We start from the raw sequence: 12,408 nt of genomic DNA, 5'->3' as shown, positions 1-12,408 counted from the left end.
TTAAATTAAGTTTGATCGAGAAGCGAGATTTTTTGCTGCTAGGTCAGAGCGCGAGAAAGCTACTTTTTACGAATCTTTTGCTACAATTATCCATTTTTTAACATTTTTGTCAATCCATCATAACTGGTAAAATGGAAGTAAAGCATTAATTTCATGCAGTTAAGGCATCAAGCTCTACTTTTTGTAATTTAAAATACGCAATCTTCCTAATTAAAAATCAACAAATGAAGAAAGCTCTACTTCTAGTAAACCAGCACTCCCGAAAAGGGCAAAAGCTATTATCTCAAGCCACTGTAGAATTAGAAGCACTGGGTTTTGAGTTAATGGTAGAATCTACCGACCACGCCCACCAACTTTCCGACACTATTCGTCGCTACCCAAATCGAGTCGAATTAGTAATAATTGGGGGTGGCGACGGCACTCTCAACGCTGCCATAGAAGGTTTGATAGACACCAAGTTACCCTTGGGTATTTTGCCGATGGGAACAGCTAACGACCTAGCCCGCACTCTGGGAATTCCTACAGATTTATCAGCAGCTTGTCAAGTAATTGCTAGCGGTAAAGTTCGGCTAATAGACTTGGGTTGGGTAAACGGCCAACATTTTTTTAATGTTGCGAGTTTGGGATTGAGCGTGCAAATTACCCAGCGGCTGACTAAAAATGCCAAGCAGCGCTGGGGAGTTTTAGCTTATGCTTTTACTGCTTTGCAGACAATTTTGTCAGCGCGACCGTTTCGAGCCGAAATTAAGGTAAACAACCAATTTTTTTATGTTAAAACTATTCAAATTGCCATTGGCAACGGCCGCTATTACGGCGGCGGCATGACAGTTGCCGAGGATGCCACAATCGACGACAGGCGACTGGATTTGTACAGTTTGGAAACAAAAAACTGGTGGGAAATCATTGCTTTGCTGCCGGCTATGAAGCAAGGCAATCATACAAGTCGGCCTAACGTTCGCACGTTGCAAGCTCAAGAATTTGAGGTTAATACTAGCAAACGCCGTCCGATTAATACTGACGGTGAAATCACAACTTACACCCCTGCCAAATTCCGAGTGATTCCCCAAGCTTTAGCAGTTATAGCTCCTTCATGACTCACAACTAATATAATTATGTTGTCGAACAAGCCGGGAAGCCTTTTCATATATTAGCTACGGGCAAGAGGCAGGTGCCACACTTAATCAGTTAATAATCGCCTCCAGCGCCATATTGCCACGCTTCAACTAATCGGTGAAAATAGTATTGCTGCTCCGGCGATAATTTTTTGACCTGCGGTTCTACTGCTTTCCCCAAAGGCTGCAATCCCGTATAAACCCCTAAATTTACATAATGAATCATCCAATCAAGCAAGTTGGCTATTCCTACCTGCGGGATAATTTTCATAACTAATGCGGGATGGCTTATTGCTGTTTTAAACAGGGTTTGGGACAAAGCCGGAAACAGCACGATATCTTGAAGAAACGGTTTGAGTACCGGTTCTCCCAACTCTTCCATTACCTGAAATACGGCAGCCAAAAGTTGATTGATTTGATTGGGGTCTATTTTTTGATTCATCGCAGCACTCATCGAACGCTGAAACAACCAGGTAACTGATAGATTCGGCTGGTAGGGTTGCAAAAGTGCCAGGGAATTTTTGTCGAGACTGTCGCTTGTCAAAGCTTCCTCAATTCCTAGAGTCAAGCGTTTGAGGTGGCGCACCATTGCGCCGAAACCGCCAAAGCTGAGGGGAGATTGGCTACCGCTGCTGTCTCCAACTGGGAGTATGCGATTCCAAGGCGTTTTTAGAGGACTTTGGCGATAGCAGGGGAAGAATCCGTAGAGTGCTCTTTGGAATTTCAACTGTTCGAGTTCGATGTTTTGATATTGGGGAAGTAAGCGCAAATACTCTTCAAATAATGTTTCTAAACTGAATCTTTCTGTGTCGGCGTCTATGTAGGTAAATAAGTAGGTGGTGCGGCCGTCTCTGGCTGGAAATGCTTCCCAAAAATATTGACACTGATTTTGCATTGGGGTGAAGGATGCAAATATGTCGCCGGTGTCGTTTTTGGGAAATCCTTGAGCGCAACTGCCGACTACTAAACATACGGCGTCGGGTTTTTTGCCTTGTCTTGCTTGGCGGACAATGGGGGAAAAATGTCCCATTGCGTCTAAAAATAATCGCGTTTTAAATATTTTTGTAGCAGGTTGTGTATCGGTATTTGGCGATTCTACCAAGACTCCATCCGGGTGAATGGTTGCTGTTTTAAATGGTGTATTTTCAAATAGCTTTCCTCCAGCTTGGAGGAATCGCTGCTTGAGGGTTTCGAGGAGGTAAACTGGGTCTACTCCGATGTTGAGTACGCCCGAAACCCAGATGTCTGGGGTGTTGGCAAAGCTGATGCGGGCTGGGTTATATTCGGTGGCTATCGCCTTTTCTATCTCTTCAACAGAGAGCAAATTTAGGTCTAAGAATGCGTCTAATTCTTTGCGAGAAATGTTCCATTCTTGCTCGCGTCCTCGCAGGGTGCCGCGTTCGAGCAGGGCTACCCGCCAACCCCGCACGGCTAAGGCTGTACCGATTAATATTCCTAAGGTTCCACCGCCGATAACTATGTCGAAGTCGAGGATTTCCAGCGGTTGTTGGCTGTGTTTGACTGCTTGGGGTGCTGGTGCGGTGTTTTGTTTGAGGTTTTCCCAGAGTCGATCGACTTTTCTCAGGCCTCCGAGGGCGTCTCCTGGCAGTTGGGAGAGGATTTGTTCGGTGAGGGACATCGGGTTTTAGGATTGAAGAGTGGTGGATTTTTTATAATTTAGCTTAAATTAACATTTGCGACAGTTTCAGGGCTGAGGCATGAGGGTTATAAACCCGCTTTCTACGATTTTTGCGACGAGGAACCAGAAGTATACGAATAAACGAGGTTTTTGAGGTCGCGAGTGCGTAAGCCAACTAAGTTTTTATAATCATACAGAGAAACCCGGTTTCTGAAAAAAAAACCGGGTTTCTAGCCCTCGTTGGTAAGTCTAAGGAATTATCTTTAATCAGCCGTGCTTAATTCTTCAACTCGCAGCCGATCGCACAAAATTCGCTCGCACACAATCGCACCCGTCTCCGCACTCCTGCAAACTTCTAACTGAGCTTCCGGCAGTGCTTCAAACAAAAAACGTTCCCCCGGAAACACTGTCCGCTCAAAATACCAATTAGGAATATTTGTAATGCGAGCGATTTGCACTTTGCTAGTATTATTAAGATACCAACACAAAATGCGCGTATGACCTTCGGAAATTACCTGATTTAGTGTCAAATTCATTTTTTTAACTTGTTTGTGCAATTGTGCGAGCGAGCTGCGACATTCGTAAATTTAGTATAGCATATTCCAAGTTAAAACACAATTTTTTATACATTTTTTTTACATTGTTTGGGTTAATTAATAAATTTCACCGGGGAAACATCAGCGCCTTCCCCCTATTCCCAAGAAGGTGCAAAAGCCGGCATTGCTAAAGTGCAAGATTTCCATCCTCCTCTAACAGGTGCGTTCAACAATTGACAGTGACCGACTGAACCTCTTGCCTGTTGGTAGTGACCGCAAAAATTACACTTGGAAGCCGGATTGCAAGCGCGCTCGCTAATCACAAGGCAGGCCTGGTTTTGGGTTTGGTTGCGCTCGATAGTTAAAGTGTTCATTAAATTACTTTTTAAATGTTCACTATTAAGTATGACGGCTGGAGTGCAGTCGTTGCCTCTATCTCAAGGCTTAGTTCGCCTTTAAGATTTGTTTAGGGATCGATAGAAAATATATTATTTTTGAGATAATCAAGCTAGGGAGCAATTAAATTTCCTTCCGAGCGCATTGGCGGCCCCAGCTTTAATGTCTATCGCGCTTGCTGGGGATCTACTTCCTCAGACAGAGCTAATTATCCTCGCCTAACTTGCTGAACAAATCGGCTAAAATTGTATTAGAAAATAAAAAACCTTCGGGATCGCTCAACCTCAAATGGCCCGAAAGTGGCAGTTTCGCGCCCTCGCCTAAAGTTGCGTGAAGCGGATCTATCCCGTAGGGAATCGCCCCATCCGCAGTTATAATTTCCACCCATCCTTGCCGCCAGTAGGGCTGCAAACAACGCCAAATTTTATCAACCGTTTGCTGAGTAAACTTTTGAGTCAGCGCCGACAGGCTAACTCCTTCTGCTAAACGCAAACCTAGCATCAGCGTTTCTAACAAAACGTCATTTTCTGAGACTTGAAAATTTTGCTCAATTGCTGGGTAAATATCTGGCTGGGTTTCTCCCCCAATTCGAGGAGTTGCTGGGGAATTGAGGCCAGAGAGCGATCGCACCCACTGATAATATTCTTGAGTTTTGCGAGGCCTTGTCAACCTCCGGCCTTCCACGTAACTCGCCGCCCCCATTCCCAAGCCGTAATAAGGGCGATTTTCCCAATAAACGCGGTTGTGGCGGCACTGATAGCCATCGCGAGCGTAATTAGAAATTTCGTAATGTTCGTAGCCAGCACCAGTCAGAATTTCCCGCGCTAAACGATACATTCCAGCAGCGGTTTCATCTGCTGGTAGCGGCTGCGCGCCTGCTTCAAAGTAGCGCCCGAAAGCAGTTCCCTGCTCAACAATTAAGTCGTAACTAGACAGATGAGTTGGGCTAATTTCTACTGCCGATTTTAGGGAAGCTTCCCAGTTTTCTAAAGTTTGGTGAGGCAGTCCCGAAATTAGGTCTAAACTGAAATTGACAATACCAGCCGATCGCACTATTTCCACAGCATCAAAAATATCAGCGACTGAGTGCGATCGTCCGCAAGCTTGCAGCAATTCATCCTGAAAAGCTTGCACTCCCAAACTGACTCGATTTACTCCCGCCGCGGCATATCCCCGCAACTGCTCTAAAGTAAACGTACCCGGGTCTATTTCTATAGAAATTTCCGCCCCAGCAGCAATCCCAAATTTGCCGTCGAGAGTCTCTAAAATATTGCTCAACTGACTGACAGAAAGCAGCGAAGGCGTCCCGCCCCCAAAAAAAACTGTTTTCAGAGATGCGCCTAAATTTTTAGTTTCTTGAATTTCTTGACACAGTACAGCAAGATATTGGACTATGGTGCCGGAATTCTCGCCATTTTTGCGATCGCCCACCACAAAAACCGGAAAATCGCAGTAGTAACAGCGGCGGCGACAAAAAGGTATGTGCAGGTAAGCCGAACTAGGAACCCCGGAATTTGCCGCTTGCACACTTTTTTTTAATTTAAATGTTAAATAATCTGTGGTAGGGTTCATTACATTTCAAGCCGAAAGCGCAACTTCAAATCTAAATTTTTAATTAAACAATCATGAATAATTATGTATATTATGACATTTTCTTACCAAAAAAGCGCTGCGAACGATCGGCTCTTTTAATTTAAACTCGTACCGGTTTTGATCGACCCCAATTCCCGAACAGCCCGGAGCGCGGTCTATTCGCACCTCGTGCCTGCTTGCGGCGGCGCGTAGTAAATTCCGAGCGGCTCCCTGGCACATCCCCTAAAGGGTACAACCGCGAAATATAAATTTATGAAAGTCCCTGAGTAAATAGGGCGATATCCGACCCAAGCATGAAAACAAGTATCAGCACTAGAAAGATATAATAGGAATAAATTCATTAACCTAGAACTAATGCTAGACGCAATCATAATAATCTCATTCATAATCGCAGGCGGAGGCATCGGCTATTACGGAGTCGAACTCCTGCCGAGCAATCTGCTGCAGCAAGTTACAAATATACAAGGCTTAAGTTCTGTACTAGGTTCCTTTGGAGCATTAATCGGCTTCGTGATGGGATTAGTGGCTCAAACAACCTACCGCCGGGTGGAAAAACAAGTCCGCGATATGCCGGTGGAGATGCTGCTGACGCGGGCGATCGGCTTAATCATCGGACTGCTAGTAGCAAACTTAATGCTGGCTCCGCTATTCCTGCTGCCAATACCCCGCGAGTTCGGCTTCATCAAACCTTTAGTCGCAGTCTTGGGTAGCGTCATGTTCGGCTTCACAGGCGTCAGTTTGACAGACACCCACGGCCGCGCTTTCTTGCGACTGATCAACCCCAAAAGCTTTGACACGGTGTTGCTAACCGAAGGTACTTTCAAACCAGCAACTGCCAAAGTTGTCGATACTAGCTGCATTATTGACGGCAGAATTGAAAACTTGCTAGAAACAGGTTTCCTCGAAGGTCAAATTATCGTGCCGCAATTCGTGCTCCAAGAACTGCAACTGGTAGCTGATTCCGCCAACGATCAAAAGCGAGTGCGCGGACGCCGCGGCTTAGATGTACTCAACCGCATCAAAGAAACATATCCAGAACGGATTCAAATTCACTCGGCGGACTACGAAGATATTGCCACAGTCGATGCGAAATTAGTCCGCTTCGCTTTGGATATCGACGGTATTTTGCTCACCAACGATTACAACTTATCGAAAGTAGCGACCGTCCAAAAACTGCCGGTTTTGAATATCAACGATTTGACTCATGCGGTGCGCCCGACTTATTTGCCGGGAGATACGATCGAACTAAAAATCCGCAAAGAAGGCAAAGAACCCTCTCAGGGAATCGGTTACTTGGATGACGGCACAATGGTTGTCGTGGAAGCAGGAAGCAGCTATGTCGGCGGCGAAGCCCGAGTCGTAGTCACCAGCGCCCTGCAAACAAGCGCCGGCCGCATGATTTTCGCCCGCCCTCAAGAGTCCGTTATTGTTTGAAACAGAGTAACAATGGCCAGGGCAATCAAAATCAAATATTGCGATCGTTGTTCCCAATCTGCCCCGACTCTCTACCGCGCCCGGTATGACCAGTCGGGGCAGTGGTTTTTTTGTGTCTTAAATGTTGGGTGTGATCGCCATTTAAAAAATATCCCCTTTCAGGTGGTAGGTGAGGTATAGAAAAAGGCTCTTCAATCCTTAAATTGAGAGAATCAGGTGCAGCTCATCAGGCGCGCTCGCTGCTATAATTGTTCAGAGGCAGGGGAAGAATAGATGTTAAATAGTTATGAGTGGGTCAGGTCAAACAGTCGCATTTCTGATGATATATGCCAATTTAGGTAGCTCAAAAGCTTGTGTAATTCGATCGCGAATATAGTGGTAAAAATTCACTCCTTTTTTGCGACAAGTATCAACTAAATACAAAAAAAATTCCCACGCACAGGTTCCTTCTGCGGTCACGGTAAACGCATCTAAATTAATTTGACAAAAACGTGAATTTGTGCATTATTAAATAACTAAAAAACTTTCTTAAAATTCTTAATTTTAACCCGACTTGAGCAGATTAAATCACAACCTTAAGATTTTCTGAACTTCTTAAAGCCGGATAATTTTCCTTCTTAGATTGCTATTATATTTCGAGTATTAACTGGCAGAGTTTAAAATTTTCACTAAATAATTATTGTCCATTGCTACTGGATACCCTTTCATTTTTAGACTTACTTTTGAAGTTTTCTCTTGTTTCAGTAAGTTTATAGCACTCGCGACGTAGAAGTGCAAAATTTTCGGGAGAGTTCTGTTTCCGAATTCTGCTTTCATCTTCACAAAATGTAACGTCTAGCGTCCAATGTAAGCTATTTTTCATGCCCCAATCACTGCGGATCGCCCCAGCAATTGTCTCAGCATTACTGCTTAAACTACTAAGCGTAAAAATGAGCTTCAGTCGTGGTTTTATTCCACACCCGTCGTTCACTAACTATCATGACAACTGTTTTTAATCCCGTCCATAATTCTTGATTATGCAGAGGTGGTAACTCGGATACATCAACAGTCCAGACTTTTCTTTTTTCGTAAGGATTCAGGTCTAAACTTGAGGGATTAAAGATGGGGTCTGCACAGCCGAATTAACCATTGCTTTTAGGCGTTGCTGAATACAGGTATGAATTCAAGATTTCCCAATTGCTCGAAGCCAAGTTGGGTGAGTTTTGTAACTTCAATCGAAAAGGTGATTCATACCCTGATTAAGCAACGCCTGCTTTTATAGCCTGGTCAAAAAACTCAATTACAGAAGGTTTTTGACGACGACAAGTTTGTATAACTGTCAATAAATTGGCAGTATTTTGGAACCGCTCCATCGAGCGGGAACCTTCACTAACTTTTCTTTTTGTTACTGCTCTCACGTAACGTTCGTTAGGCTAAATTATTATAGGGTGGCAGCTCCGGGTGGTCTAAAAAATACCACCACTGATCGCATTTATTTTGCAAATAGCGTAAAAGTTTACCAGCTTCCCCTCCGGCTTGCTCCATCCATGAATAGAAGTTTCAACTTTTAGTTTAAACCCGGATGTCCAACTCAATAATTCATCACTATTTTGGTTTTGTTGGAATAAAGCGTAGTTTTTAAAGGCTTCATCGACCAGACTGATAAACAAGGCCCCAATCTCTTGGTTATTTAATTCGGGAAGTTTGATCAGCTTCTTGAAATGACGGCGTAAATGCGCCAGACATTTCTGTTGAGCTTTCACCGGATAACCATTATAAGCGCTATAATCATCAGAACTCAGTACCCCTGAGTAGCTCGAACCCAGGATGGCTTCTACCTCGGCGCGAGAACGAGTATCAGCCGCATGAAATAGACCGAAGTCGGTATTGGCAAAAATCCATAACCATTCTTTTACTCCTTTGACTAACCAAGGTGTTTCATCAACATGGATATTTGGCTGGGTTTGGTTGCGCCACTCTTTAAGCAGGTCAATACTTGGATTTACTGCACCGTCTATTCGTTCATTTGTGGCTACTAATGTTCCCACCCCCATTTCTATTTTTCCTAATTCCCATAATAGTTCTTGTTGTTTTTCGTATGATAAATGCCCGTAATGATTGAGCCATCCTAAAAAAGCTTGCAGTCTGATTCCGATATCTTGTCCTGGTACTATCTCGGCTGACCAGTCTGTTGAAGAGTGTTTCCCCACACTGGCTGCAAATACAGGTATATTTTTGATATTCTACAATTTCAATTGGCCGCTTCACTAACTGTGCTACTTGCTGTGTTTCTATTTTTATTGGTTTGCCAATGAATTCCTGTTGACCACAGCATCTACACACTTGCGGTCGTAATATCTCCTCTCTATCTACTCGGTCAAACCCTTTTCTGGTTTTTCTCGGATGTCCTGGTTGCCCTCCTGGTTTGCGTTTTGGTGTTTGCCTCTTGGATGGTTGATCTTCTGGTTTCTTCTCTGCTTTTTTGAGGAGGTCGAGCGATGGAGGTTTTGATGATATTGTACTGTCTAAATCTCTGCTGAATTTTAGTTACTGTATTTTTTTATAGTTCTACTACTCTCGATTTTAATTGCTCTATAGCCTTGGCCTGCTCCATAATTATCTCTACCAGTTGCGAGGGAGCCAACTGGTTCAATATTTCACTGTCTAGTTTGAGAGGCTGCTCTTTTTTCCTAATTTTAATAATCTCCATCCAGAATCATTTTTGTCAATGCCCCCTGACATGAATCCTTACCTAATGACTAATGACTAATGACTAATGCTGGCGAGTGGCTCCCAACTTGTCACATCTTCAAATAAAGATTGATACCCCGCTGCATTGGGATGAAGCCCGTCTGCAATCAGACGCGATCGCGACCACTCACTGCCCCGATTTATCCATTTATCAAAAATATCTAAATAGGGAATTCCCCGCAACTCACAAGCTAATTTCGTTGCTTCTTTATACCGATATTGGTCAGCATGACTGTAATACAAACAATCTTGAAAAGGCATTTTACTTTCATCTACCGGCACCATCCCCACAAATATCACCGGACAAAGTTGTTGGGACAGGTTTAACAAATGATCCAAAACAGTTTTAAAATGTTCAAAATCAGTGTAGCTGCGCCCGGTAGGCGACTGTACTCTCGCCGAATCGTTGAGACCTACTGAAAGAATAATCGCATCCGGGACACGGTTTCTGAGCTCGCCACGGTGGCGAAACTCGTTTTCCAGGCGCTGGGAGACTTGATAAGCCCGATCGCCCCGAACGCCCAAATTGTATAAAACGTGTCCTGCACTCTCCGGTAACATCCACTGGCGCCGCAATCTTTCCACCCAGCCACCGCCTACACCGTCGCCGAAACCGTAGATTAAGCTGTCGCCGAAAGCAACCAATTTGAGGGGATGAGAATTTACCCGATGCAAGTTACCAAAGAAATAGGCTGTTGCTGCCTGCATAAGCAATGATACTCAGTTAATAAATTATGAATCTTGACATACTAAACTAGAATGTAACATTACCTAAAGTAGGGAGTCTCATGGTTAAGCGTCCAACTTTCGATTCAACTCAGCTAACCCGTCGGGCGGAAGAGTTGATTAACGGTGCATCCAACCGCTATCGGATTACGGTGCAGGTGGCGAACCGCGCAAAACGCCGTCGCTATGAAGATTTTGACAATATGGACGACCATCAAATGAAACCTGTAATGCGGGCGATATTTGAGATGTCGGACGAACTGACTCAGCCGGAAATTATCGGAGACATCTAGACTTCAGGAGTTTTGGGTTTTGAGTGGTGAATTGCCAGCAATTTTTGTCAACTCAAAACTCACAACTTTTTCAAACTAGACTTGGGCGCGCGGGACGAGAAACGCGGTTTATTCCTAGCTGCCTCGTTAAAAAACCTCTGATTGTTTTACTAATAAACCGGGTGGATGAGCGTAAATCCTAAAAGTATAAACTAGGACATCTCCTAGGGCTAAGTGTAGGAAACTCTTCTATTTTTCAAATTGTTGTCAAAACCGTGAATAGATTAAAGCAGGGCTTAAGTTTTCTGTTTGTTACTTTGAGTGTAGCGATTTTCACGCTTTTGAGTTGGGTCTTAGAATCCGGGGAACTGAGTATGTCCGCTTTGGAACCTTCGCTGCTGCGGAGTTCTGAGTCTGCCTCAGTGCAGCGGGTGGCTCAACAATCTGCGCCGCCGCAAGTTAGGGTGCAAGATGCGTGGAAATTGGTGTACGAAAAATTGCCGGATTTCCCGATCGAAAATAACTACATTTCTAAGGAAACAGGAAAAGTCGATCCTACCAATACTTTAGTCGGGCGGTTGATTCGATATCACGTATTTGTCAAAGGACGGCCGCCCAATTACCGCTTTGATTGGAAGTTGAGTTTAGCTGACTATTTGGGGGCCACTCCTGATTATTTGGTGGAAAGCGTTTATCCGGGAAAGGACGTTTTGCGCTCAAATCCAATCGAACAGGATCGGGCTGCTATTCAAAGGTTAAATAGAGCACAGCGAGATGCTTTGGTTCAAGCTTTGGTTGATGTTTTTACGGAGAATTCCGGGGGTGGGCGCACACCTGCGACGGGGGAAAAACCACAAGGGCGATCGAATTCCCCGGAGATACCGCAGCCGCAGCCGGGAGATGCGAAGTTGCTGGCACCTTAATACTCAGGAATGCAGAAACCGGGGTTTTTGCGAAAATATTGCATCCCGGCCTTTGAAAATGATAAAAAACCCAGTTTCTTTCGTATTTATTGGTAATATCAAATCTGTGAGCATCGAAATTATTCCTATCTCTATTCTCGACAAGCGCGTGAATCCGCGTCAATCCCTTGTCATCTGCGCTTGCTGAAATTATCTTTTTTTGACCGCAGATGAGGGCAGATAAACACAGATTAACGCAGATGAACTCTATCAATTCCGGTTGCACCATCGGGAATTGTTGACAGTTGACTGGATTTGACTATTCCGATGCAACCGGAATTGAGATAAGTCCTACTAATCTAAAATCCAAAATCTAAGATCTAAAATCGCTTGATGGTGGAACGTGTAATTAAAACGGGTGTTGGGTGGCGTTTGGGATGGAACCCGGAGGCGGAGGAGTTTAAGGGTTTGGTGGCTGGCGACGGTTGGGCGATCGAACTCACAGAGGCTGAGTTAAACGATTTTTGCAGATTGTTGGAGCAATTAGCCTGCACAATGAGTCACATGGCCTCTGAGTTAATGGACGAGGAAAAAATAGCCATTGAAGCCGAAAGCGACTTGCTGTGGGTGCAGGTGGAAGGCTATCCCGAAGCTTACAGCGTGCAATTGATCTTGAATGCTGGCAGGAGGTGCGAGGGTTGTTGGCCGGCGGCTGTGGTTCCGACTTTGGTGCAGGCTGCAAAAGTTTTTAAAGTTTTTTGACTTTTTCGGGAATTCTATGCTAAGCTGTTAAAGCTGTCGGGGCGTAGCGCAGCTTGGTAGCGCACTACTTTGGGGTAGTAGGGGTCGTGGGTTCAAATCCCGCCGCTCCGATAGATGGAATCCTTATACACTAAGGATTCCATTATTTTTGGTAGATTTCGCAGCATATTGTCATTCTCAGTAAGGGGTGACAAGATCTGACATACTCAAACATAAAGTGCGATAAATCTGCGATATGCCAAAAGGCTCCGTAAACATTGAAGTTTTCAAGGATCGGCTACGGTTGGCGTGGTCATGGCAAGGGTT

General features: G+C 44.5%; 10 protein-coding genes, 1 tRNA gene and 1 pseudogene. 6 read left to right on the top strand and 6 right to left on the bottom strand.

Features of this window, described 5'->3' with window-relative positions:
* The first annotated feature begins 224 nt into the window (after positions 1-224).
* On the top strand, positions 225-1,094 hold the full coding sequence (locus QUA42_RS16985) for a lipid kinase (protein ID WP_333138434.1): 870 nt from the start codon (positions 225-227) through the stop codon (positions 1,092-1,094).
* A 91-nt stretch (positions 1,095-1,185) separates the two neighbouring features.
* Here the strand turns inward: QUA42_RS16985 and QUA42_RS16980 are convergent, their stop codons facing one another.
* The 4 genes from QUA42_RS16980 to hemW all read right to left on the bottom strand — a co-directional run bounded on the left by QUA42_RS16980 (position 1,186) and on the right by hemW (position 5,255).
* Positions 1,186-2,751, bottom strand: a complete 1,566-nt coding sequence (locus QUA42_RS16980) for an FAD-dependent oxidoreductase (RefSeq protein ID WP_333138432.1) — start codon at positions 2,749-2,751, stop codon at positions 1,186-1,188.
* Between the two features lie 263 nt (positions 2,752-3,014).
* Positions 3,015-3,287, bottom strand: coding sequence for a DUF1830 domain-containing protein (locus QUA42_RS16975; protein ID WP_333070296.1), 273 nt, complete (start codon positions 3,285-3,287; stop codon positions 3,015-3,017).
* Positions 3,288-3,442: 155 nt separating this feature from the next.
* Complete coding sequence (locus tag QUA42_RS16970) at positions 3,443-3,661, bottom strand: hypothetical protein (protein ID WP_333138430.1); 219 nt, start codon at positions 3,659-3,661, stop codon at positions 3,443-3,445.
* Between the two features lie 226 nt (positions 3,662-3,887).
* Entirely contained in the window at positions 3,888-5,255 is a 1,368-nt protein-coding gene (gene hemW, locus QUA42_RS16965) for a radical SAM family heme chaperone HemW (protein ID WP_333138427.1), read from the bottom strand.
* Between the two features lie 375 nt (positions 5,256-5,630).
* Between hemW and QUA42_RS16960 the strand changes: the two genes are divergently transcribed.
* A complete protein-coding gene (locus QUA42_RS16960; RefSeq protein ID WP_333138425.1) occupies positions 5,631-6,710 on the top strand; it encodes a PIN/TRAM domain-containing protein in 1,080 nt (359 codons plus the stop codon).
* A gap of 1,238 nt (positions 6,711-7,948) precedes the next feature.
* Here QUA42_RS16960 and tnpC read toward each other — a convergent pair.
* Together tnpC and QUA42_RS16950 are read right to left on the bottom strand one after the other, a co-directional pair.
* Positions 7,949-9,399 (bottom strand): annotated as a pseudogene (gene tnpC / locus QUA42_RS16955) (IS66 family transposase).
* A gap of 56 nt (positions 9,400-9,455) precedes the next feature.
* Positions 9,456-10,148, bottom strand: a complete 693-nt coding sequence (locus QUA42_RS16950; protein WP_333138423.1) for a GDSL-type esterase/lipase family protein — start codon at positions 10,146-10,148, stop codon at positions 9,456-9,458.
* 80 nt (positions 10,149-10,228) lie between these two features.
* On the opposite strand from QUA42_RS16950, the gene QUA42_RS16945 reads away from it, so the two are divergent.
* The 4 genes from QUA42_RS16945 (at position 10,229) to QUA42_RS16930 (ending at position 12,213) form a co-directional block, all read left to right on the top strand.
* Positions 10,229-10,459 carry a DNA-directed RNA polymerase subunit omega gene (locus tag QUA42_RS16945; protein WP_015175138.1) on the top strand — a complete coding sequence of 77 codons (231 nt, stop codon included), beginning with the start codon at positions 10,229-10,231 and terminating at the stop codon, positions 10,457-10,459.
* Between the two features lie 254 nt (positions 10,460-10,713).
* On the top strand, positions 10,714-11,361 hold the full coding sequence (locus QUA42_RS16940; RefSeq protein WP_333138421.1) for a hypothetical protein: 648 nt from the start codon (positions 10,714-10,716) through the stop codon (positions 11,359-11,361).
* A gap of 372 nt (positions 11,362-11,733) precedes the next feature.
* A complete protein-coding gene (locus QUA42_RS16935; protein ID WP_333138501.1) occupies positions 11,734-12,102 on the top strand; it encodes a DUF1818 family protein in 369 nt (122 codons plus the stop codon).
* A gap of 37 nt (positions 12,103-12,139) precedes the next feature.
* A tRNA-Pro gene (locus QUA42_RS16930) sits at positions 12,140-12,213 on the top strand.
* The last annotated feature ends 195 nt before the right edge of the window (positions 12,214-12,408 follow it).

It is taken from the genome of Microcoleus sp. Pol11C2 (genome assembly GCF_036701505.1).
Lineage (GTDB): Bacteria > Cyanobacteriota > Cyanobacteriia > Cyanobacteriales > Microcoleaceae > Microcoleus.
This window is presented reverse-complemented; position numbering and strand designations above follow the sequence as displayed.

Bases quoted from the DNA above. Each gene is read 5' to 3' on its own strand.
- hemW (WP_333138427.1), bottom strand. From the start codon at position 5,255: ATGAACCCTACCACAGATTATTTAACATTTAAATTAAAAAAAAGTGTG.
- QUA42_RS16985 (WP_333138434.1), top strand. From the start codon at position 225: ATGAAGAAAGCTCTACTTCTAGTAAACCAGCACTCCCGAAAAGGGCAA.
- QUA42_RS16950 (WP_333138423.1), bottom strand. From the start codon at position 10,148: ATGCAGGCAGCAACAGCCTATTTCTTTGGTAACTTGCATCGGGTAAAT.
- QUA42_RS16945 (WP_015175138.1), top strand. From the start codon at position 10,229: ATGGTTAAGCGTCCAACTTTCGATTCAACTCAGCTAACCCGTCGGGCG.
- QUA42_RS16935 (WP_333138501.1), top strand. From the start codon at position 11,734: ATGGTGGAACGTGTAATTAAAACGGGTGTTGGGTGGCGTTTGGGATGG.
- QUA42_RS16970 (WP_333138430.1), bottom strand. From the start codon at position 3,661: ATGAACACTTTAACTATCGAGCGCAACCAAACCCAAAACCAGGCCTGC.
- QUA42_RS16975 (WP_333070296.1), bottom strand. From the start codon at position 3,287: ATGAATTTGACACTAAATCAGGTAATTTCCGAAGGTCATACGCGCATT.
- QUA42_RS16960 (WP_333138425.1), top strand. From the start codon at position 5,631: ATGCTAGACGCAATCATAATAATCTCATTCATAATCGCAGGCGGAGGC.
- QUA42_RS16980 (WP_333138432.1), bottom strand. From the start codon at position 2,751: ATGTCCCTCACCGAACAAATCCTCTCCCAACTGCCAGGAGACGCCCTC.